Source organism: Pseudoalteromonas sp. MM17-2 (genome assembly GCF_022347945.1).
In the GTDB taxonomy this organism is placed as follows: domain Bacteria; phylum Pseudomonadota; class Gammaproteobacteria; order Enterobacterales; family Alteromonadaceae; genus Pseudoalteromonas; species Pseudoalteromonas ruthenica.
In genome coordinates, this window is the sequence record NZ_JAKRFV010000010.1 from 16,316 (window position 1) to 37,729 (window position 21,414).

Consider the following 21,414-nt stretch of genomic DNA (forward strand, 5'->3'; position numbering starts at 1 on the left):
TTTTCGTTCGTTTGAGTTAGTAAGCTGTTTTTTACGTTGCAAGGAGCCGCACCCATACCATGAAAACCAGTAAGTTAAGTATACGATTACTATGGTATATCACTCCGGTGGTGATTTTGCCCTTGCTGTTTTTAGGTGGCTTTACCTTGACCAACGTAACTTCAAGCTCACAACAGCAAACACAGCTCATTGTAAGCCGCTTTGTCGAACAGCAGCAAAATAAGGTGTTTCACTCCCTTAATGTCTATCACTCAACCACCGAGCTGTTAACAAGCTCACCCGTACTGCAAGACTTTGTGCCGGAAATACATCAGAGCAGCGACCGCTACACCGAGCGTTTAGCGGCGCTAATGGATGTGTTTGGCAGCTACACCCAAGCTTACCCAGATATACTCAGTATTAACTTAGTGTCACCACAGCAAAAAAGTTACGCTTACTTTTCGACGAAATTAGAGTCCGCACCGCAGGCATACCCATTTTTTGAGAAACTCAGCGCCAGTTCCCTGCGCCGCCAGCAATTTATGGTGCAAAATGAACGCGGCGAAACCACACTGTACTTCGTGCAAAAGGTATTTACCCCAGATTACCACTTAGAGCGCCCTATTTTATTGGGCTACGTAATCATGCGCGTGCAGCCAACAGTACTTAATACAGCGATTTTAGAGTCTCCCTACAACAATACCCTCAACTTGATGCTCACTGAGCAAGGGAAAATTCTATTTAGCTCTAACCACGCCCTGCGAGGCCAGAATATCGCCAGCGAAGAGCTGCGTAAAATTAGCTTATGGGCCGATAATGGTCGCCTCAACGAGCTCGCCTTGCACAGTATTGATCACACACAACGCTTGGTGTATGCGGTGCAAATGGCCGGAGGCCACTACTTCATTTCCAGTATTCCGAAGGAATTACTGTACGAGTCTGGCAAAGTCATTAGCTTGATCACCGCTTTAATTGTGATGATCTCTGTTATCACTCTGCCAATACTCATTTTTATTGTTGTACGTAACTTGCTGTTAAACCCTATCGAACAGTTGGGGGCGGCCAGTCACCGCGTTGGCGAGAATGACCTTGCCGTACGCCTACCCGATGATCGCAAGGACGAGGTAGGCCAACTCTTTAGTGATTTCAATCACATGGTTAACAAAATTTACCACACCCAGGGAGAGCTCGAAGAATACAAAAACACCTTGGAACAAAAGGTAGAAGCGCGCACCTTGGAGCTGGAAAAAACCAATAAGGCGTTAGAGCTCGCCATTGAACAAGCCGAGCAAGCCAACCAACTTAAAAGTCGCTTCCTAGCCAATATGAGTCATGAGATCCGCACTCCGCTGACGGCAATTATGGGTTTCACCGAGCAACTGCTTGATAACAACAAGATAAAAGAAGAAAAAGTGCACACCCAGCTCGCTACAGTACTGCGCAATTCACGCCACCTGCTGGAACTGATTAATAACATTCTCGACTTATCGAAAATCGAAGCTGAGAAATTGGATATGAATCATGAACCGGTGTCGCTCTATGAATTACTGCATGATCTTGAGTCCATCGTCGAGCCTCAAGCGCAGCAAAAACAGCTGCAATTCGATATCGACTATCACTTCCCGCTGCCCAAATATTTAAGCAGCGATCAAACGCGATTAAAGCAAATCCTTTTAAACATTCTCACTAACGCGGTGAAGTTCACCACCCAAGGTGGCGTGCATATGAGCATTCGCTATCAAAGTGGCATGCTGGAGTTTGTTGTTACCGACACGGGTATTGGCATTTCAGATAAAGAACTGGACCGTATATTTAAGCCCTTTGAACAAGCCGATGCTACCACTACACGACGTTTTGGCGGCAGCGGCCTTGGCCTCTGTATTGCTAAAAACTTGGCGCAGCTACTCGGCGGTGATATTTGGGCACAAAGCCAACAAGGGGTCGGTAGTCAATTCACTATTCATGTTGCTTGCTATCAACAATATACCGAACAGGATTATTACTACGACCACACACAAATGCAGCCGGTTTACAGCGAACGCCCCGCCCTGAGCGAGCAGCGCTTTGATGGCGATATTCTTGTGGCGGAAGACAACAAAGATAACCAGGCATTAATATCACTGCTACTCGAGCGCTGGGGGATTGAGCCTGACTTTGCTAACAACGGCGCAGAGGCGGTGGAAAAGGCCTTAGTCAAAGACTATCAGTTGATTCTTATGGATATGCAAATGCCCGTTATGGGCGGTGAAGAGGCCACCAAAATGCTCCGCCATGCCGCTTATGATGGCCCTATTATCGCCTTAACTGCCAACGTGATGAAGCATGATATTGAGCGCTACCTCGGTGCTGGCTGTGATAAGACTTTAGGAAAGCCTATTGATAAACAAGAGCTTGAGCATACGTTAGCCACCTATTTGAGCATCCAACAAGAAGCAGCTTCACAGTGGGACGATATTTTGCAAAGCGAGCGTTTTTTGCAAATTAATGCCAATTATAAGGAAAAGCTGCCTGAGTACCTTGATGAGGTGCTTGGCCACCACCATGACGGGGATTGGGAACAGTTGCAGTCACTGGCTCACAGCATCAAAGGCAGCGCCAGCTGTTTTGGTTTCTTCGCCATTGCCGAAGCAGCGGGCGAGCTCGAGCAGGTCTTACGTCAAGGCCACCATGACAGCCATGACTACAGCGTACTTAAGCTCGAACACGCCATTCGCTATGTGCTTGAGCAAGATGTCGAGCCAAGCTAATCACTGCGCGTGTTTATGCGCGCCAATAATTCCATGAATGGCTGCCATGGCCGGGTCATGAGCATTGAAGTACTGCTTTGATGACAGTGTTACCGGCACATGAGGAGCAATCCAAATACGGTGGTCCTCGGCCTTTGACGCTTGATGGAACTGCGATGAAATCAAGCCCCAAACGCCACTGTAAGGCAACTTAAACCAGCCACTCTCACCAAGATGATTAGGTCGACTGCCACTGGGTTCGCCGACTATAATGGCATCACTTAAGCGATTTAAATCAGCCAGTAACAAGTGTGCTGCGGAAAAGGTATTGCGGCCAACAATTACAAACAGCTTATTTTGCTCACGCTCTTGTGCAAAGTGCAGCAACGCTCTGGTTAACGGTGGAATAATCGAGCCATTTCCGCCGCTATTATGACGCAAATCGAGCACTAAGTTCTGCACTTGGCGTTCGTTAGCTATGCGTGAAATGCGCTTACTAAAAGCAGCAAGTGATTCCGACTTTTTTTGCCCAACACGATTAAATTGTACGTAAGCTAAGTTTTGTTCTGGGCTTATTTTGAGCCAGTAAGGTTGATGCTGCTGACTCAGATAAAGTGGATTATGTTGCTCTTCTAGCTTTGGTAACTTCGGAAACCCGGTGAAATTGAAAGACTCTGCCGACAAGGTAACGTGCGTTTTTACCCCCTGCGAGTCGGAGACCGTCAGCGCGGTTTTCTCTGTCTCTGTTGTCACCCCCACTCCCTGTAAAACCTGAGGTAAAGAGAGGTAAAATGGTGCAAGCCATAATTGTTGCATCTCATTATCACGGGCATTAACCATGGCTACCTTGTCCACCACTTGCGCAATCGGTGTATTGCCGATACGCAACACTTTTTGCCCCACCAAATGGCGATATTTAGCACTGGCTGAAACAATAAAATAACCATCATTAAAACGATAAAATTGTACCGGCAGTTGCGTAAATGCCCCTTTCAATGAGTGCGTCGGCACAATAAAATTGTGACCATTGCCGAGGCTGCCCAGCAATGACATAAATTGGAACACGATTTGTTGGTCGCTCAGACTCGGGATCGCCTCAGCTATTTGTTGTACTTTCGCGGCAAAGGATTTTTGACTGATGTGGTGAAAGGCGTTAACGTGCAGGCGCTCAATCTCAGCCACTAAAAAGTCGAGATCCTTAAGCCATTGTTGGTCGCGACTGAGGTTATCAGCTAACGCGGCCCCGGCAATGGCTTTAAACTGTGTGTTCGTAGCCAACGCTGTAAAGTGCTTGCTAGTTAGCAAGCTTTTGCGGTCATCCCAGCGATAAGCCAGTGCTCGTTCTAACCACTGAAGCGCGGCTTGGCTTTCACCCAAAGCGCTGTAACAACGCGCTATTTTAACCATCATATCGTTAGCCGGTGACGAGGTGGAGGGCACTCCTGAGATAATAGTCCCTAGTGCAATTGCTCGCTCCAAAGCGGGTATTGCTTTCTCATACTGTTTATCTAGCATATAGCCATGCCCTAGTAGAAACCATGTATCACCATCATCACGGTATGTTTTTGTGAGAGTCTCTAACAAGGGTAAAGCCAACTGCCACTGCTCTTGGCGAGCATACTGCACAGCCTGCTGACGCTGCCGCCAGTAACTTTTTGCGTCTTTGGGAAACGCATCGGAGGGAACGTTTATAAAGGCATTGTTAGTCATTACATCGGCGCGCGAGTTGGCCGCCACCGGCGCGCTCACTAACGCACACGCCACCATAGAGCATAGTAAGGTTATTCTCATTTATTATTCTTCTTTAGCCAGATAACATCATCACTTAACCTAACAAGCGAAGGCAATGCGTTGCTAAAAAACAGGCGCCCTGCGCAGCAGCTACAATAGCGACACGTCGTTCTCATCGTGTTCGGTAAGTGTCATTTTTAGCTAATACTATCAAGGTGTTGAGATCGATACCTTATCTAAGTTGTAACAAATTATCTGGTTGCACTAGCTTAAATTAAAAGCAGGTAGCTTAGGATAACAAGAGATATATGCTTGAAGGGGGGCGCTTAAGGCTGTACTACATCTAGCTTGCGCATCATTAACAATGCATCTTCGCCGTCTGGGTAATACCCTTTGCGTCGACCATTAATCACAAAGTCACTGCGCTGATAAAGGCCGGTGGCAGCCTCATTACTCGCCCGTACTTCTAAAAAGATGGCCTCGCATTGGCGTGCTGTTGCTTGGTTTATAAGGTGGTTCATTAGCGCTTTACTGAGCCCCTGCCCTTGCTTATTTGGGGCAATACAAATGTCCATGAGCGTGCAATCTGGGCCCGCTTGCTCAGCTATATAAAAGCCTACCAGCTCAGCCTCATCATAGAGCCCGGCGTTGAAATAACGCCCACCTAGGCACGAACGTATCAGCTTTTCGCTCCACGGGTGGCTGTGACAAGCATTTTCAATAACGCATACCGCCTGGATATGCTCCAACGGCAGCTCACTCACTTGCATGGCTGTACTCGTCAATCACATTCGATAACTGCTGCCACAACGCCTGCTTTTGAGTGACCGCCAGCGTTGCTGCGGGCAAATAAACGCTCAGCCCCTGCACTTGTGGGCTTGGTACATCACTAATATAAACGGCAGCGCCTTGTGGCAAGCAGCGTAAAATATCTTGTGCCACTGTGTTGTTTAGTGGCTCTGCATTGGCCGAATTGACATGTGCAACGGGCGCTGTTGCGTCGCTGCTGCGTAAACGCACAGGTTGGATCGCAAGTATATCGGCAATATCTGGATGCATAGTAATGATTAAGTCGTTTTGGCGAGAGCCAGTGTAGCGCAAAGCTAGAAAAGAAAGAAGTGGCAGGGGCGGAGAGATTCGAACTCCCAACCGTCGGTTTTGGAGACCGCTGTTCTACCAATTGGAACTACGCCCCTGCAATGTCGACGCATTATAATGAGGTTTTTAAAAAGGTAAAGAAAAAATCACGCTTACCCGGTTTAACTGCTTTTAAAATAAACAAACGGCATGCAATTACTTGCATGCCGCTTTAATATGGTTGTTCTTTCGCCGTGAGGCTAAACCACTATTCCCACTCGATAGTCGCTGGCGGCTTACCTGAGATGTCATACACCACGCGAGAAATACCATCGATTTCGTTAATAATACGGTTAGACACCTTACCAAGAAATTCATAGGGTAAGTGTGACCAACGCGCGGTCATAAAGTCGATGGTTTCAACACAACGTAGGCTCACCACCCAGTCATATTTACGCGCATCGCCCATCACCCCGACCGAACGCACTGGCAAGAACACCGTAAAGGCTTGGCTTACTTTGTGATAAAGCTCCGCCTTGTGCAGCTCTTCGATGAAAATAGCATCAGCGCGACGGAGCAAGTCGCAATACTCTTTCTTAATTTCACCCAGTACCCGTACACCTAGGCCTGGGCCTGGGAATGGGTGGCGATACAACATGTCATAAGGAAGACCCAGCTCAAGGCCTATCTTGCGTACTTCGTCTTTGAACAATTCACGCAGCGGCTCAACAAGGCCCAGCTTCATATCTTCTGGCAAACCACCAACATTGTGGTGTGACTTGATGACATGGGCTTTACCGGTCGCCGAGGCGGCTGATTCAATTACATCTGGGTAGATAGTTCCTTGCGCCAACCACTGCGCATTCACACGTTTGCCAGCTTCTTCATTGAACACATCAACAAAGGTGTAGCCAATGGCTTTACGTTTAGCTTCTGGCTCATCAATCCCTTCTAAGGCTTTCAAAAAGCGCTCTTCGGCATCTATTTTGATGATATTGAGGCCAAAGTGGTCGCCGAACATATCCATCACCTGCTCGCCTTCGTTCAAGCGTAACAGGCCGTTGTCAACAAACACACAAGTTAGTTTATCGCCAATGGCTTTATGAATAAGCATCGCCACGACAGACGAGTCTACCCCACCAGATAGGCCTAAGATCACTTCTTCGTCACCGACTTTTTCACGAATACGCTCAACGGCATCTTCGATGATTTGCGCAGGTGTCCAAAGCTTTTCACAACCACAGATATCAACCACAAAGCGCTCTAACAGACGCAGGCCTTGAAGTGTATGAGTCACTTCTGGGTGGAACTGCACGCCATAAAAACGTTTTTCTTCCCATGACATCGCTGCATGGGGACACGTGTCTGTTCTCGCTGTGGTAGCAAACTGAGGGGGAATTTCTTCTACTTTATCGCCGTGGCTCATCCATACATCAAGCAGACCGTTACCGTTGTCGCCAAGGTGATCTTCAATGGCTTCAAACAAGGCACAGTTACCTACTTTTTCCACTTGCGCATAGCCAAACTCTTTCTTATCAGAGCCGTGTACTTTACCGCCAAGCTGCGCCGCCATGGTTTGCATGCCATAACACACACCCAGTACCGGAACACCCGCTTCAAATACGTAGTCAGGCGCACGCGGACTGCCCTCTTCGACTGTAGATTCAGGGCCACCAGATAAAATGATGCCTTGCGGGTTAAATTCACGAATTTGCTCTTCCGTTACATCCCACGCCCATAATTCACAGTAAACGCCTATTTCACGCACGCGGCGGGCGATCAGCTGGGTGTACTGCGAACCAAAGTCGAGGATCAATATACGGGAATCATGGATGTCTTTGCTCATTGCTGTCTCATCTAAATTAAATGATGGCGGACCCAGTGCAACCAGGCCCTTTACGCTAACCGAAATTAAGCAGGGCTAGCAGTTGCTAGCCCTGAGTGCACCGTTTTCGCGCCTAGCCTAGGCGGTAGTTGGGCGCTTCTTTTGTAATTTGCACATCGTGTACGTGCGACTCGCCCATACCGGCCGAGGTAACGCGTACAAACTGTGGCTTAGTGTTCATCTCTTCAATGGAGGCCGAGCCAGTTAGGCCCATGGAGCTGCGCAGGCCACCCATTTGTTGGTGGATGATATTGCCAATCGGGCCTTTGTAAGCCACGCGACCTTCAATGCCTTCTGGTACCAATTTCTCGGCTTCTTTCGAAGTTTGGAAATAGCGATCTGACGACCCTTCTTTTTGGTCCATCGCACCTAATGAGCCCATGCCACGGTAAGATTTATAGTAGCGTCCTTGATACAGCTCAACCTCGCCTGGCGACTCTTCAGTACCCGCAAGCATTGACCCCACCATGACGCACGATGCACCGGCAACCAGCGCTTTAGCAATATCGCCTGAGAAGCGAATCCCCCCATCGGCAATAACAGGAATATCTCGTCCTTTAAGGCCCTCAACAGCATCTGAAATAGCGGTAATTTGGGGTACGCCACAACCAGTCACGATACGCGTAGTACAGATAGAGCCTGGGCCGATGCCCACTTTCACAGCATCCACGCCAGCATCAGCAAGGGCAATAGCGCCTTCAGCTGTTGCTACGTTACCAGCAACGATTTGTAAATCAGGGTAAGCTGCACGCGTTTCTTTAACGCGGTCAATAACCCCTTGCGAGTGGCCATGCGAGGTATCGATGAGTAGCACATCAACACCGGCTTCAACCAGTGCAGCGATGCGCTCGTCAGTACCAGCACCCACACCCACTGCAGCACCGACGCGTAAGCGACCTTGCTCGTCTTTACAGGCGTTTGGTTTGTCCATGGCTTTTTGGTAATCCTTCACTGTGATCATGCCTTTCAGTTTAAAAGCGTCATCAACAACTAGGATTTTCTCAATGCGGTGCTCGTGCATCAGCCCGAGGATCTGGTCACGATCAGCATTTTCACTTACCGTAACAAGGTCTTCTTTTTTGGTCATCACGCTAGAAACAGGCTTGCTCAGCTGAGTTTCAAAACGCATATCACGGCTGGTAACAATACCCTGAAGGTTATTGTCTTTATCAGTCACCGGGAAACCAGAGAAGCCTTTCTCAACCGCCAGTGCTTGTGCATCAGCAATAGTCAGGTCCGCTGGTACGGTCACAGGTTGCGACACAACCCCTGCCTCGTACGTTTTTACTTTACGTACATTGGCCGCCTGTTCGGCGATGGTCATGTTTTTGTGAATAAAGCCCAGTCCACCTTCTTGCGCTAGAGCAATGGCTAAACGCGCTTCTGTAACTGTATCCATAGATGCAGAAACAAGCGGGAGGTTCAGCTTAATGCCGCGAGTAAGGCGAGTGGTAAGGTCCGCTGTGTGCGGTAGAACAGTAGAATGACCAGGTACTAAAAGTACGTCGTCAAAGGTAAGAGCTTCTTTAGCGATCCTAAGCATTGGCAACTTCTCACGAATTGGTGATTGGATGGAGTTGCGGCGGCATTTTATCAGCGATAATAGGGCGAGTAAATAAAATTCGCCGTTTATTTATGATAAAGTGGCGACAACTTTTTCGCTCTCTTGGGTCGTTCTATGTATTCACAACCCCACGCCAATACGCCAGCTGCCGTATACACCGTATCGCGCCTAAACCGCGAAATCCGAACCGTGTTAGAACGTGGCTTTGCCAGTATAGTACTCAATGGTGAAATTTCTAACTTTGTTGCCCCCGCTTCTGGACATTGGTACTTCTCCTTAAAAGACGATAAATCCCAAGTACGCGCAGCGATGTGGCGCGGCAACAACCGCTATGCACAAATTCGCCCAAAGAACGGCGACCAGGTGCAAGTACATGCACGAGTCTCATTGTACGAACCGCGCGGTGACTACCAAGTCATCGTCGAGCGCATGGAAGCCGCTGGCGAGGGGCTGCTTAAACAACAGTTCGAAGCCTTAAAAATGCGCTTAGCTAGTGAAGGGCTCTTTAACTCTAGTTACAAAAAGCCGTTGCCTAGCAGCATCAATAAAGTCGGTGTTGTCACTTCCAGCACAGGGGCCGCTATAAAGGATATTTTAACCGTATTAAAGCGCCGCGCACCGCAGCTTGAAGTGGTTATTTACCCTTGCCAAGTGCAAGGTGATAGTGCCCATCAAGGGATCATCGATAAAATTGCTCTAGCCAATGCCCGCAAAGAGATCGATGTATTAATTGTCGGTCGCGGTGGCGGCAGTTTAGAAGACTTGTGGTGCTTTAATCACGAGCAATTGGCGCGCGCTATTTTTGCCAGTGAATTACCTGTGATCAGTGCCGTGGGTCATGAAATAGATACCACTATCAGCGATTTTGTTGCTGATATTCGCGCGGCGACCCCCTCGGCGGCGGCCGAGTTAGTGAGTCCCGATAGCGAACAAATTAAGCAGTTCTTAGCGCATAAAAAGCAGCAGCTACACAGCGCATGGCGACACCGCTTAGCGGCCTATCAACAGCAATTGCAGCAACTACAAAGCCGTTTATCACACCAGCATCCAGCTAATCAGTTGATGCAACAGCAGCAGCGTTTAGATGAGTTGCAAATGCGTCTACACCGCGCCATGGAGCAGCGTTTTAACCACCAACAACAGCACCTTGGCGAGCTTAGTATGCGTTTACAACGCGCCAACCCAGCTCAGCGGGTAGCCAGTGCCAAATATCAATTGCAGCAACTGTCGAGCCGTCTAGTGGCAAGCCAAAAAGAGCAACTCTATCGCGCCCAAAGCGAACTGAGTCACCTCGCTACTCGCCTCGATAGCATTAGCCCTTTGGCCGTGCTTGGGCGCGGCTACAGTATTACGCGCGCCGACTCGGGAATTATTAAGTCAGTACAGCAAGTACAACCGGGCCAAACACTGCATACGCGCGTGGCCGATGGTGAGGTTACGACGACGGTGGTAGGCGTTCAACCCAAAGGTTAAGGCCCGCTTCGGAGCTGCGCGAATTGGTGCGGTGAAACTGCTGCCACCACGGCTGTTCCATAAGAGTATTTTGAATATTGTGCCAATCGTCACGCGGGTCGAGTTCAACGTCTTCTTGGGCTGAGAACTGCAGGCGACACACCGTTTGCTTACATTGGGCGGTATCGAGTTTAATCTTGTACGCCAACCCTTGGCTGTAAACAAAGTCACTCACTTTGGTCTCAACGTCATAGGCCCAAGCTTCGTCCCGCTCTTGATTGGTGAATCGCTCTTTAAGTTCGGCCTCCATGTCACTGGGCGCATCCAGAATATGCTTGTAGGTAGCAATGGTTTGCTTAGCGGCCGCCAATTCGCGGCGTAAAGTGTCAATGTCGCTGGTATTGTTAGCGGCATCCGTGGGTTGTTCGGGGGCGACCTCTAGCGTCTCGGTAGCAGGTGGCAACTGCTGCTTTTTTACTGCTGTTTGAGTTGATTCAGGCGACGCTGCGAGCTGAGGGGGATGAGTTGCAAGCTGTGCCACGCTTGATGGTGCGGGCTGCGTTGCTGACACTGATGGCGCGGGTGATGGCTCGAAGAACACCATATAACCGCCCCCGAAGCCCAACGCGAATGCCCCCAATGCAGTTATAACAAGTTGTTTATTCATCCCTTTTTCACTCTAGTGCCACTACAACATGGCACTAGTATGCGATTGATTCTCTTGTTCGTCATCTAAAAAGTTTTGATTCATGCTTTCCGCTGGACAAGGACAGTCCGGTTTGCCCACCAATTTAGCGGGAACGCCAACGGCGGTCATATGCGGCGGCACTGAGCTCAAGACTACCGAGCCGGCACCAATACGCGCACCCTCACCCACTTCAATATTGCCCAGCACTTTCGCCCCGGCGCCAATCAGCACCCCGGCACGAATTTTAGGGTGGCGATCGCCAGACTCGTTACCTGTACCGCCTAAAGTGACCGACTGCAAAATAGACACATTGTCTTCAATCACCGCTGTCTCACCAATAACAATACCTGTCGCATGGTCAAACATGATGCCGTGACCAACACGGCACGCGGGGTGAATATCAACACCAAACACCTCTGAGCAGCGGCTTTGTATAAAACGAGCCAGCTCGATGCGCCCTTGACGCCACAAGCAATGAGCCAACCTGTGCGCTTGAATGGCGTGAAAGCCTTTAAGGTTTAAGATCACCGTTAAATAAGTATCCACCGCCGGGTCACGATCGCGAACGGCTTTAATATCGTTTGCTACATGAGTCAGCATGGTATCGCAGTCCACAAACGCTTGGTCAAATAGCTCGCGAATGGTAAACGCTGACACCACCGCATCGGCGAGTTTGTTGGCCACGATAAAGCTTAGCGCCGAGCCAAGGCACTCATGATTAAGCACACACGAGTATACGTGCGAGGCCAATAACGGCTCTTTCGTTACAACTTGATTTGCTTCTTCTCTGAGCTGCTGCCAGATTTCATGACGCATGGGCATATCCACCAACTTACGAACAACGGACTTGTAATAGACTAAGTGTAACGGATCTGCCCACTATCACGCCATCCCGGGGGCAATTTAGGGTCGTTATCAGATATAACTAAAACAACTAAGGAAAGAACTGTTGCCCTTAATGCAAAAATAAAGCTAGGCTAAAGTCATAGCCGCATTGGAGAAGAATATGCCCCAAGCAATTGATAAAGAGAACTTTAATAGCTTTAAGGCGTTTTACCCTTATTACTTACAAGAGCACGAAAACCCTGTGTGCCGACGTTTACATTTTATCGGCAGTTTAGTGGTGCTGGCGATATTAGGCTTTGCTGTGTTCAGCGGCACCTACATTTGGTTGTGGGCGATGCCTGTGGCCGGTTACGGCTTTGCATGGGTTGGTCATTTCTTTTTCGAGAAAAATCGCCCTGCCACCTTTCGCCATCCAGTTTACAGCTTGATTGGCGACTGGGTCATGTTTAAAGATATGCTCATTGGCAAAGTGCCTTGGTAGCCCCAAGCTTTGCCACTGAGCGCTCTAATAGGAGGCTACACCCCCACACCAAGGGTTTTTAACAGCGCCAACACACTTTTAGCATTATCTGCTAATGCCAACTGCTTATCATGCTCTGAAGTCGCCTGATGCACAGCCGCAATCATCTCATGCAGCTCTTTTAGTTCATCATCACTAAAGGCACTACGAAGTTGTGGCTTCGACATGGGTAAGGAATTGCTTAAATCAGCGGCAATCTGGGTGATATCGTCGGCGAACTCGCCTCTTAAATCGTTTAGGCTCATTATTCTATCCTGTTATTAAAGGCCTGCGCTTTGTAATGATTTATCGATAAAGGTGCTAATTGTTGGCGGGATCGGCAGTAAATCACCCACCTCCTTTATGGCGCTTTGCTGCAAACTCAATACCGAATTAGCGCTAATAAGTAACTCGGTGATGCTTTCATTCGCTTCAAGGGTTGCTTGCACATTGTCATGAATAGTGCGACGCATCCTATCGGCTTCATCGTGAATGCTGCCTCGCACTTGCGTGCGGATAAGGGCCGCCAAACCAGCCACATCTTCACGTTGCTGTGAGTTGAGATTATCATTATCAGCCAGCTGTCGTTTGCTACGATAACTTTGCTCCGCTTTGGCGTACACCTTATGCCAGCGCTCATCAAGCATCGCATAAGCAGAGTGCTCCCACGCATCCACCATGGCCAAACCATTATCCCCAATCGCGGCGATGCCTTTCGAGACTTGCTGATTTGCAGTAATCGCCTGTTGTGGAACGCTAGTACAGCCACCGAGAACGACCGTCGCCAATACCACCGCGCTAAACACCCGAGTCATTGTTATTGCTTCCTTTTTTATTATTTGTCCCGCTAATAGAGTAACTTAGTTCGGATGAATTGCCACCCTTAATCACTCTATTTGAGTTAAGTGCGCCACTGTGTAGCAGTGCTTATTACGGCGATAGGGCTTGGATGGATAAAGGAGAAAGTGAAGTTGCAGACTGAAGAGCACGACCTGATTTAGTTATGCTCTTCAATTTGGTGCGGTGTCAATGTGACACGAAGCACCTCTTTTTTTACAGGCAAAGATGGATTATTTTTCAGCGCTGCTGCGGTGTAATTCAACATAGTCAATTGCAGCGTTGCGGTATCTATTTCATCATTACTTAACCATTTGATATCTGTTACCTCTCCTTGGTGAGTCAAGGGAAATAGATTTGTCTGCGGGTACTCATCAAAGGTCGCGACACTTAAATAGTATTGATACTTACACACCCCGTGTGTTTCGATAAAACATTGCTCTTCATAAACTGGGGCTTGGTACATGCGCACATACAATGATTTATCAACTTGGTTTGAATAATCGTTTACCTCGGTGACAACTCCAAATGAAATCGCTTTTTCAAAATCTCCCTCTAGGGAAGTACATGCACCAAGAAAAACCATACATGCGAATAATGCCAACCTCATCAGGCTCTCCTAGTTCACTGAAATGTGGATATGATCGTTGTGACCACCGACTTGATGGGGTCTACCCAGTTTTTTTTGAAAGTGGGGTCCGAAGTTCTCTCTCTTTTGTGGGAAACTCTCAAACTTCAGTTGAAGTGCGTCTGTGATAGCTTTTACTGCTGAGTTTGAGGGGTATGATACTGACATTTTCATACCATTAATGCGTGAGATATCGACCGCTTTGCCATCTCCTTGAACATGGCGGCTAGGAAACGAGTGCTGGTCATTTGCCGATGAAATATAGATTTTGTTTAGTACATGGCTAGGGGCAATATTTTTGCTTAAGATATGCTTAAGGGCCGAAACCACTTTTTGATCTACATTCTTATTAACATGTGGCGAGAACTCAACCATCACTCCATTTATATTCGCTGGTATTAAAGCCATAAAACTTTCCTTGTTTATTTTGTAGGTATTGCAGCACTGAAATAGGCCACTCTCCAAACATCATACGAGCAAGCTTCTGCTTGCGCAACCATACAGATCAGCAATGATATTTGAAAGTTAAAGCATTGAAGCCCAACCTCCAGTAATAAGTTTTGTCAAAAGGTCAGCCCTTAAATGTTTTTCGCTATCAGGTCAGCTTTTAATAGGCCCCCTTTCGTGAAAAGCTTGGCTGAAAACTTGGGGTTTCGTCTTGATTTGTACGCATCAAGAATACGCTTCAGGCCTTCCGCTTCAAGCAATGAGATATTTACCTCTGTATCCATCTCAGCGCTTTCTACAAAGTCCTCTGAAAATGTTGGTGCCACAATCAGAACCTGAGCCACACGTTTTCCTGCAGACTCACAACGATTCACATAAGCTTTAACTTGTCTTGAAGTGGTTGAATATCTAGCAAAGTCACCACTCTTACAGGTTTTCGCCTCTCCCACGATGACATCATCTTCACTTAGAGAAATAAGAATATCCGCTTTATCTTTTGCTGTGTTTACAGAGCGCCTTAAATCTTCATCGACCGACAAACCAAGTTGCTCAAATATAGCCTTCGTCACTTCTTCAAACTTAACGCCGATTTCAGCCTCAGGAACTTCAATATTACTCGTTTTCAATGAAGCCAAATCGCGACGAGCAAGTGCCGCGTAGTTATCAATTAATTTATCTGTAGCATCCGCGAAACTATTCAAAATGTTTAACCGGAGGTTGCCTCGTTTTTTGATTCCCATGCTCTCAACAACGCTCTTCACTTCATCATTTGTAAGCATATAGAGAATATCGTAAGGCGTGATGCTCAGCGCTCTGAGTTTTTCAACATCGAGTTCTTCCTGCTCTTCTAGTTCAAACTCTTGTTTAAGTACCTTTGAAAGAGACGGGAAGTGATTCTGTAAAGCAGAAAAAAGTTCTTTAAAGCCTGTGGCGCTGAGCACATTAAATTCTTTTTCAGCGCAAGAGTTTAATGTTTTTAAGATTATTGCTGTTCGCTCCTCAAGTGTCGCACCGAGCTTATCCAAATCCAGTTCAAGATCTTGAATTAAACTTTTCAGGCGGTCTTTGCGCTCATTAACATTGATGTCTTCATTAAAGAGGTCTTCCTGGAGTATTTGCGTGACGGGCACGCCTAGCTTCATGATGCTGGCTACTTTCTCTCTACGCTCAACACCTCTAATTTTCTTTCTATGATTTTTTAATATATTTGATAGCTCAGCATCACTGAATGTTCTTAGTATGCGAAGCAAGTGCTTATCTGCTAGCTCTTTACCTTGAAGACGGTGTAAAAGGCTTACTATTTCATCCGGGACATACACTGTTTGTCGTTTTCGACTTACAAACACAATGCCTATTTCTCGCAATTCATTTAAAGCATCCTGTACACCGTTTCTGGGTATTTGATCAACTAAATGCTCTACACCTGCTTGGTCATCAGCAGTAACATCAAGTTTCTTAGCCAGTACATTGAGAATGCCTCTTTCGTCATCTGATATTTTTGCATCACGATTAATGCGTTCATCATTAGCATACGCTTCTTTGAAGCAAGCGTGATAAATACCTAAACGTTTTCTTTCACTGAAGGATTCACTATCATCGAGCGCCTCTATATCAGACTTTAATTCATTAGCTCTACGGTTTATTACGTCCCACTCTTTCGAGTAAAGAGTTTCGACCCAAGTTGTTCTGGCGATGCTATTACCATCTCGGCTAAGAATATTCGTTAAGAGAGTTGCTTGAGCACCTAACATCGCCAATTGCTCACGCACTGATTTTTCGAAGTAAGGCAAGACTATATTAAATAGTTGGGTTATATCGGTGCTCGATGCATTCTTAATTTGGCCATCCAGCTTGCTCAGTTGAGCAACAATTTTCTTGTCATGCTTAACCGCATCTCCACAGATACGGTCTATCGCATTAATGAACTTAGACTTTTCAACCTGATTTACTAATGAGAGAACACTTGATAATTTCATATTACTTCCATGTCTATATTGTTAATTTTTTCTGCCTTGTAACAACCTTAGCCGTGTAGAACAAAAAGTGAAACATAAACTCGACGAAAAGAATCCAACTCTTTTTCAAGTAACTAGTAAGGACAGAAGACATTAGAACCAATGTCTTTGTTGACTTAGGAGGAGCGAGAAAGGTAGCAAGATGATTTTTTGCTTTTATGGCTTTCCTAATACCGCTGCGCCATAAACAGTTAAGAGGAAATGATTGATATCAAATTTCAGGCATAAAAAAACCCTAGCCAATCGGCTAGGGTTATCAAAAGTGGTACCAGTGGGCGGACTTGAACCGCCACGCCCGAAGGCAACGGATTTTGAATCCGTCATGTCTACCAATTCCATCACACTGGCATCTTTTTTCTTTGACCTTCTCAACGAGAAGATAAAGAAAAACCACTTCAGAGCAAAGGCTTTGTTTATCTGCCTTCATCTCTATGCCGTGCATTATACAAAGAATGAAAAGCGCGGCAAGCGTTTTATGTTATTAATGTGTCAACTGCTGAATAAACAACCAAGCGCGAGCATCGATGTTTAACAATATCAGCACTTAGGCATAAAGCGTTTAATAATTGCCTGCATATCAATATTTTCATTGAGTGTGCCATATTGGTGATGGCTCTGGGGTGCTAAACGTGAGCGCACAAAGGCATCGGCAATTAAGGGGTCGCCGTAAATAAGCAAGGTTGCACCCTGCCAAAGCAGGGCCAAGCTCTCCATAATTTGCCGCGCGTGTATTTCAATCGCCCCTTTATCACCAAGCTGGGCCTGCAACTGCGCTAAGCGCTCGTCGAACTGTGTATACTGGCTCTTTGCCTGCTCTAATTCCCGCAATAACGCCTTTAGCGTATCCGGCTCTTTATTCAGCACCCGTAATAAATCTAAACACTGCACATTGCCCGAGCCCTCCCAAATGGCGTTCACCGGGGCCTCTTTATACAAACGGCTGAGCACATTGTCGTTTACATACCCCACCCCACCGACACACTCCATGGCCTCATAGGTATGTTGCACGGCGCGCTTGCAAATCCAATACTTGCCGATTGCGGTGGCGCTGCGTACTAACGCTCGATGGTGGTGATCATCTTGGTTATCTAACGCATTGGCGATACGCATAGAGATAGCCAAAGCAGCCTCGGCCTCAATGGCTAAATCTGCTAATACGTTGCGCATAAGCGGTTGCTGGTGCAGGCCTTTGCCAAATACCTGGCGTTCATGGGTATGCCAAATCGCTTCTTTCGCTGCTTGCGCCATTAGTGCCGAAGAGCCCAGCATGCAGTCGTAGCGCGTTAAAGCCACCATTTGAATGATGGTGGCGATGCCGCGCCCTGGCTCACCCAATAGCCACCCATGAGCACCTCGAAATTCCACCTCGGAGCTGGCGTTAGATTGATTCCCTAACTTGTTTTTAAGGCGCTGGATATGCATTGGGTTTTTACTGCCATCCTCGCGCCAACGGGGAACTAAAAAGCATGAAAGCTGTTGCTCAACCTGAGCTAACACCAAAAAGCCATCGCACATCGGCGCCGAGCAAAACCACTTATGACCCACAATCTCATACAATTGCCCCGGCCCACCCGCAGCTACAGGAGTGGCATAGGTGGTGTTTGCTCGCACATCACTGCCACCTTGTTTTTCGGTCATTGCCATCCCTATGGTCACGCCTTGCTTTTCATACCAGGGCTTATTGCTTTCATCATAGTGACGGGACAGAATCTTGGGCAGCCATCGATCGGCCACCTCTTTTTGTACCGCGATTGCCGGAACGCTAGCGAAAGTCATGGTTAACGGGCAGCCCGAGCCAGGGTCGGCGTGGCTGTGTAAAAAAGCCAGCGCTGCGCGCACCACATGCGCCCCGCTTTTGCTCTCCAACCAAGGTAGTGCGCAGTGACCACTTTGCACTGCATGACGCATCAGTTGATGATAAGCCGGGTGGTAATCGACTTGATCAATGCGCTCACCAAAACGGTTATGACTAACAAATTCGGGAAGGTGCTTATTAGCAAGGAAGCCGGCCTCTAATAGTGACCCACCTATGCCTTCACCAAAGTTGCAAAGCATGGGCGCGCCCCAACTGCCACCGAATCGCGTTAGCCAGTATTGCAACACCTCGTCGGCGCTAAAGGCATTGTAATTCGCTAATGGCTTGGGTTGATTAAATACCGAGTGTGTATCTGCTAGGCTGTTGTTATTCATTTATTTTTCTCACAGTGCGGCAGTGGAGTTATGTCACTGACTATAGCAGGTCTGACCACCTTGTCGAGCGAGCACTAAGAGCGTCGCCTTTGTGCAGGGGGTTTGCTACACTGTCGCCGATTTTATCGCTTAGGAATGTTGTCATGTCTGCTGATTATGCACGCACTGGGTTTGCCCGACGTATCGCCTCATTAATTTATGATGGCCTTGTGGTTATCGCCTTTGCCATGCTGACCACGGTGGTGTACTTGCTTGTTGTACAAGGCGCTATCTCGCTAGGTTGGTTAAGCTTAGGTGAGGCGGAAGATGTGGCAGCGTTGATTCAACAAAATACCGTTCTCTATGTGCTCCGTGATGTGCTTTTAGTCTTAGTAAGCCTAAGCTTTTTTGGCTACTTCTGGAGTAAGAGTGGGCAAACAATCGGTATGCGTGCATGGCGTATGCAAGTGCGCCGGCTCGATGGCAGCCTTCCAGGCTTTTGGCAAAGCGCATGGCGCAGCCTGTGCGCGTTACTTGGCTTAGGCAATATCTTGGTCTTGGTTGATATAAAAAACAAACGCGCCCTGCAGGACTACTTATCGGGCTGTGAAGTGGTTACCTTAAGCAAAGAAGACAACAAGAAAATTTACCAAGCTCTAGATTAAGCACAGCAAGCGGCGTTTAATTGCGCCGCTTCAGTAGGTAGCTTGAGAAGATAATAAACAACATGCTCGGTAGCACCGCCCCCACAAATGCGGGGATCTGATACACCGTCACAATAGGGCCGAAGATACGGTCAGTCAGGTGAAAAGCGATACCTGTGACCACCCCCATCACAATACGCGCACCCATGGTTACGGTGCGCAGCGGCCCAAAAATAAATGACAGCGCCACAAGCAGCATCACTGCCAAAGACACGGGCTGCATAATCTTGCGCCACAATGCCAACTCGTAAGCGGTGGTGTCTTGGTCATTGTGCTGCAAATACTGCAAGTAAGACCACAGCCCTTTGAATGACAAGGTTTCGGGCTTCACCGATACCACTCCCAATTTTTCAGCGGTGAGCTGTGAGTCGTAAAATTGTTCTTCGGCGAAGCTTTCTCTAATTTGTGCCGCATCAACATGTAACTCTTTGACTTTACGTAGCATCCAGCCACCTTCGCGATAAAGCGCTCGATCAGCAAAGGTGATCTTTTCCAGCTCTAAGTCTTTATCAAAGTGATACATACGCACGCCGTTGAGTTGCCCTTGTTGGTCAACATCCTCAATGTTGACGAAAACATCACCATCTTTGGCCCACACGCCTTGCTTGGCGCTGTATACATCGCCGCCGTATATAGCATGCGAACGCAGTTGTTTGGCGGTTTGCTCGGCCTTGGGTACACCCCACTCGGCCATGGCCATCATCAATAAGGCTAATACCACCGCCGTTTTCATCACCGAGGCAATGACCTGCAAGCGTGACATGCCCGCCGCCTGCATCACGACCAACTCGCTGTTTGAAGCCAAAGCACCGAGCCCGGTGAGTCCGCCTATCAACGCCGCCATAGGGAAAAATACCACTACATCGCCAGGCACCGTATACAAGGTATATAACAGCGCATCCATAATGTCGTAGCTGCCACGCCCCACTGATTTAAGCTGCTCAATAAACTTAATGAGGGTACTGATCCCCACCAGAACCAATAGGGCGAACCCCGTGGTTTGCATAATGCTGCGCCCTAAATACCAATCGAGTGTTTTCATACTGCGGCCTCTCGCTTAGTTAGGATGGAGCGCAGCCACACGCCGAGCGGTCGCCCTTTGATAATAAGAAATGCACCAATAAACAGCGCACTAAGATGCACCCACCACAGGCCAATCGAAGGCGGAATTTTGCCATCTTCCAAGGCAAACTTAGCGGCATTCAATAAAATAAAATACCCTAGGTACAGGCTGATCGCCGGCACTAGTTTGGCAAATTTACCTTGGCGCGGGTTCACCACGCTCAAAGGCACGGCGATAAGCGTTAATAGCGGAATAGACAACGGAATGGCTAAGCGCCATTGAAACTGCGAGATAGCTTCATTGCTATCTTGCTCTAACAACTTGGCGGTGGGCACGGCTTCCAGCTTACGACGCTGGTGTTCAATGGCTTGCTCGCGGATCTGCACCTGATAGCTATCAAACTCGGTATGTTGCATGTTCAGTGCGCGGGCCTGAGTTTCGTAGCGCTGCCCCTGACGCAGGATCAACTGTTGTTCGCCGTTATCACGTTCGATCACCTGCCCTTGCTCGGCATACACAACCTGAGACTGTTGCTGGCCTTCACCACGAGGCAACTGCGCCACGAACACTTTATTTAAAACGCGTCCGCCATCGTCCATATCATGAATAAAGACCACGGCTTTTTCATTCCCTGTTTCCTGAAAGCGCCCGGCACGCAAGGCAGAAAGACCGGCATCGGCTTGTGCCCGCTCCTTTAACTGGTATTCCTTTTCACTGGCCCATGGGGCCAAATACAAGGTCATGGCACCGGCTAAAATAGCCAATGCGGTGCTTGAGATTAAGGTGATACGCACCACATACCATTCACTGACGCCACAGGCTTTAAGAACCGTCATTTCGCTGTCAGCATACACGCGGCTATAAGCGAGGATAATACCTAAAAAGATACTTAGCGGCAGAATCAACGAGGCTAATTGCGGCAGCTTTAGTGCCACCATAGAAAGCACTAATTTTGCAGGAATACTGCCCTCAGATGCATCGCCTAGAATTACGACGAATTTTTGGCTGATAAAAATGGTCATTAAGGTCAAGAAAACAGCAACCTGAGACTTGAAAACTTCAGCGGTTAAGTATCGAAAAATCAGCAATGTCCGCCCCTAAAAA

General features: G+C 47.8%; 19 protein-coding genes and 2 tRNA genes. 4 read left to right on the forward strand and 17 right to left on the reverse strand.

Features of this window, described 5'->3' with window-relative positions; all coding sequences use genetic code 11:
* Positions 1–59 precede the first annotated feature (59 nt).
* Positions 60–2,726, forward strand: coding sequence for an ATP-binding protein (locus tag MHM93_RS09880; RefSeq protein WP_239449039.1), 2,667 nt, complete (start codon positions 60–62; stop codon positions 2,724–2,726).
* On the opposite strand, the gene MHM93_RS09885 is transcribed toward MHM93_RS09880, so the two are convergent.
* The 6 genes from MHM93_RS09885 to guaB all read right to left on the reverse strand — a co-directional run bounded on the left by MHM93_RS09885 (position 2,727) and on the right by guaB (position 8,941).
* Complete coding sequence (locus MHM93_RS09885) at positions 2,727–4,496, reverse strand: S41 family peptidase (protein WP_239449040.1); 1,770 nt, start codon at positions 4,494–4,496, stop codon at positions 2,727–2,729. It abuts the gene before it with no gap.
* 266 nt (positions 4,497–4,762) lie between these two features.
* The gene (gene rimI, locus MHM93_RS09890; protein ID WP_239449041.1) at positions 4,763–5,206 is read right to left on the reverse strand and encodes a ribosomal protein S18-alanine N-acetyltransferase; all 444 of its coding nucleotides are present in this window, start codon (positions 5,204–5,206) and stop codon (positions 4,763–4,765) included.
* Complete coding sequence (locus MHM93_RS09895; protein ID WP_026111021.1) at positions 5,193–5,495, reverse strand: hypothetical protein; 303 nt, start codon at positions 5,493–5,495, stop codon at positions 5,193–5,195. Before MHM93_RS09895 ends, rimI begins: the two co-directional genes overlap by 14 nt.
* Before the next feature lie 60 nt (positions 5,496–5,555).
* A tRNA-Trp gene (locus MHM93_RS09900) sits at positions 5,556–5,632 on the reverse strand.
* Between the two features lie 149 nt (positions 5,633–5,781).
* A complete protein-coding gene (gene guaA, locus MHM93_RS09905) occupies positions 5,782–7,359 on the reverse strand; it encodes a glutamine-hydrolyzing GMP synthase (RefSeq protein ID WP_022944337.1) in 1,578 nt (525 codons plus the stop codon).
* A gap of 112 nt (positions 7,360–7,471) precedes the next feature.
* Positions 7,472–8,941: an IMP dehydrogenase gene (gene guaB / locus MHM93_RS09910; protein ID WP_239449042.1), complete on the reverse strand. Its 1,470-nt coding sequence runs from the start codon at positions 8,939–8,941 to the stop codon at positions 7,472–7,474.
* Positions 8,942–9,076: 135 nt separating this feature from the next.
* Between guaB and xseA the strand changes: the two genes are divergently transcribed.
* Positions 9,077–10,435 (forward strand): exodeoxyribonuclease VII large subunit, encoded by a 1,359-nt coding sequence (gene xseA, locus MHM93_RS09915; protein ID WP_239449043.1) that lies wholly within the window; start codon positions 9,077–9,079, stop codon positions 10,433–10,435.
* Here the strand turns inward: xseA and MHM93_RS09920 are convergent.
* Both MHM93_RS09920 and cysE read right to left on the reverse strand, forming a co-directional pair.
* The gene (locus tag MHM93_RS09920; protein ID WP_239449044.1) at positions 10,398–11,081 is read right to left on the reverse strand and encodes a hypothetical protein; all 684 of its coding nucleotides are present in this window, start codon (positions 11,079–11,081) and stop codon (positions 10,398–10,400) included. The genes xseA and MHM93_RS09920 overlap by 38 nt on opposite strands.
* A 21-nt stretch (positions 11,082–11,102) precedes the next feature.
* Positions 11,103–11,918 carry a serine O-acetyltransferase gene (gene cysE, locus MHM93_RS09925; RefSeq protein ID WP_045979543.1) on the reverse strand — a complete coding sequence of 272 codons (816 nt, stop codon included), beginning with the start codon at positions 11,916–11,918 and terminating at the stop codon, positions 11,103–11,105.
* A 190-nt stretch (positions 11,919–12,108) separates the two neighbouring features.
* Here cysE and MHM93_RS09930 point away from each other — a divergent pair, with 190 nt between their 5' ends.
* Positions 12,109–12,429 (forward strand): Mpo1-like protein, encoded by a 321-nt coding sequence (locus tag MHM93_RS09930; RefSeq protein ID WP_239449045.1) that lies wholly within the window; start codon positions 12,109–12,111, stop codon positions 12,427–12,429.
* A gap of 35 nt (positions 12,430–12,464) precedes the next feature.
* Here MHM93_RS09930 and MHM93_RS09935 read toward each other — a convergent pair whose 3' ends face one another.
* From MHM93_RS09935 to MHM93_RS09965, 7 genes are all read right to left on the reverse strand, one after another.
* Positions 12,465–12,713: a hypothetical protein gene (locus MHM93_RS09935; protein WP_022946281.1), complete on the reverse strand. Its 249-nt coding sequence runs from the start codon at positions 12,711–12,713 to the stop codon at positions 12,465–12,467.
* A gap of 15 nt (positions 12,714–12,728) precedes the next feature.
* Complete coding sequence (locus tag MHM93_RS09940) at positions 12,729–13,262, reverse strand: hypothetical protein (RefSeq protein ID WP_239449046.1); 534 nt, start codon at positions 13,260–13,262, stop codon at positions 12,729–12,731.
* Between the two features lie 182 nt (positions 13,263–13,444).
* Positions 13,445–13,894 (reverse strand): hypothetical protein, encoded by a 450-nt coding sequence (locus tag MHM93_RS09945; RefSeq protein WP_239449047.1) that lies wholly within the window; start codon positions 13,892–13,894, stop codon positions 13,445–13,447.
* A gap of 9 nt (positions 13,895–13,903) precedes the next feature.
* Positions 13,904–14,320 carry a hypothetical protein gene (locus MHM93_RS09950; RefSeq protein ID WP_138509944.1) on the reverse strand — a complete coding sequence of 139 codons (417 nt, stop codon included), beginning with the start codon at positions 14,318–14,320 and terminating at the stop codon, positions 13,904–13,906.
* A gap of 170 nt (positions 14,321–14,490) precedes the next feature.
* Positions 14,491–16,335 carry a hypothetical protein gene (locus MHM93_RS09955; RefSeq protein WP_239449048.1) on the reverse strand — a complete coding sequence of 615 codons (1,845 nt, stop codon included), beginning with the start codon at positions 16,333–16,335 and terminating at the stop codon, positions 14,491–14,493.
* Between the two features lie 302 nt (positions 16,336–16,637).
* Positions 16,638–16,722 (reverse strand) — tRNA-Leu (locus MHM93_RS09960).
* A 189-nt stretch (positions 16,723–16,911) separates the two neighbouring features.
* Positions 16,912–18,564: an acyl-CoA dehydrogenase family protein gene (locus MHM93_RS09965; RefSeq protein WP_239449049.1), complete on the reverse strand. Its 1,653-nt coding sequence runs from the start codon at positions 18,562–18,564 to the stop codon at positions 16,912–16,914.
* Between the two features lie 143 nt (positions 18,565–18,707).
* Between MHM93_RS09965 and MHM93_RS09970 the strand changes: the two genes are divergently transcribed.
* The gene (locus MHM93_RS09970) at positions 18,708–19,208 is read left to right on the forward strand and encodes an RDD family protein (RefSeq protein WP_053910590.1); all 501 of its coding nucleotides are present in this window, start codon (positions 18,708–18,710) and stop codon (positions 19,206–19,208) included.
* A gap of 16 nt (positions 19,209–19,224) precedes the next feature.
* Here the strand turns inward: MHM93_RS09970 and lptG are convergent, their stop codons facing one another.
* Together lptG and lptF are read right to left on the reverse strand one after the other, a co-directional pair.
* On the reverse strand, positions 19,225–20,289 hold the full coding sequence (gene lptG, locus MHM93_RS09975) for an LPS export ABC transporter permease LptG (protein WP_022946285.1): 1,065 nt from the start codon (positions 20,287–20,289) through the stop codon (positions 19,225–19,227).
* A complete protein-coding gene (gene lptF / locus MHM93_RS09980) occupies positions 20,286–21,398 on the reverse strand; it encodes an LPS export ABC transporter permease LptF (RefSeq protein ID WP_022946286.1) in 1,113 nt (370 codons plus the stop codon). The genes lptG and lptF overlap by 4 nt, the downstream gene beginning before the upstream one ends.
* Between the last annotated feature and the right edge of the window lie 16 nt (positions 21,399–21,414).

Excerpts from the sequence above, each read along its gene's own strand:
- MHM93_RS09880 (WP_239449039.1), top strand. The coding sequence starts at position 60 with ATGAAAACCAGTAAGTTAAGTATACGATTACTATGGTATATCACTCCG.
- MHM93_RS09885 (WP_239449040.1), bottom strand. The coding sequence starts at position 4,496 with ATGAGAATAACCTTACTATGCTCTATGGTGGCGTGTGCGTTAGTGAGC.
- rimI (WP_239449041.1), bottom strand. The coding sequence starts at position 5,206 with ATGCAAGTGAGTGAGCTGCCGTTGGAGCATATCCAGGCGGTATGCGTT.
- MHM93_RS09895 (WP_026111021.1), bottom strand. The coding sequence starts at position 5,495 with ATGCATCCAGATATTGCCGATATACTTGCGATCCAACCTGTGCGTTTA.
- guaA (WP_022944337.1), bottom strand. The coding sequence starts at position 7,359 with ATGAGCAAAGACATCCATGATTCCCGTATATTGATCCTCGACTTTGGT.
- guaB (WP_239449042.1), bottom strand. The coding sequence starts at position 8,941 with ATGCTTAGGATCGCTAAAGAAGCTCTTACCTTTGACGACGTACTTTTA.
- xseA (WP_239449043.1), top strand. The coding sequence starts at position 9,077 with ATGTATTCACAACCCCACGCCAATACGCCAGCTGCCGTATACACCGTA.
- MHM93_RS09920 (WP_239449044.1), bottom strand. The coding sequence starts at position 11,081 with ATGAATAAACAACTTGTTATAACTGCATTGGGGGCATTCGCGTTGGGC.
- cysE (WP_045979543.1), bottom strand. The coding sequence starts at position 11,918 with ATGCGTCATGAAATCTGGCAGCAGCTCAGAGAAGAAGCAAATCAAGTT.
- MHM93_RS09930 (WP_239449045.1), top strand. The coding sequence starts at position 12,109 with ATGCCCCAAGCAATTGATAAAGAGAACTTTAATAGCTTTAAGGCGTTT.
- MHM93_RS09935 (WP_022946281.1), bottom strand. The coding sequence starts at position 12,713 with ATGAGCCTAAACGATTTAAGAGGCGAGTTCGCCGACGATATCACCCAG.
- MHM93_RS09940 (WP_239449046.1), bottom strand. The coding sequence starts at position 13,262 with ATGACTCGGGTGTTTAGCGCGGTGGTATTGGCGACGGTCGTTCTCGGT.
- MHM93_RS09945 (WP_239449047.1), bottom strand. The coding sequence starts at position 13,894 with ATGAGGTTGGCATTATTCGCATGTATGGTTTTTCTTGGTGCATGTACT.
- MHM93_RS09950 (WP_138509944.1), bottom strand. The coding sequence starts at position 14,320 with ATGGCTTTAATACCAGCGAATATAAATGGAGTGATGGTTGAGTTCTCG.
- MHM93_RS09955 (WP_239449048.1), bottom strand. The coding sequence starts at position 16,335 with ATGAAATTATCAAGTGTTCTCTCATTAGTAAATCAGGTTGAAAAGTCT.
- MHM93_RS09965 (WP_239449049.1), bottom strand. The coding sequence starts at position 18,564 with ATGAATAACAACAGCCTAGCAGATACACACTCGGTATTTAATCAACCC.
- MHM93_RS09970 (WP_053910590.1), top strand. The coding sequence starts at position 18,708 with ATGTCTGCTGATTATGCACGCACTGGGTTTGCCCGACGTATCGCCTCA.
- lptG (WP_022946285.1), bottom strand. The coding sequence starts at position 20,289 with ATGAAAACACTCGATTGGTATTTAGGGCGCAGCATTATGCAAACCACG.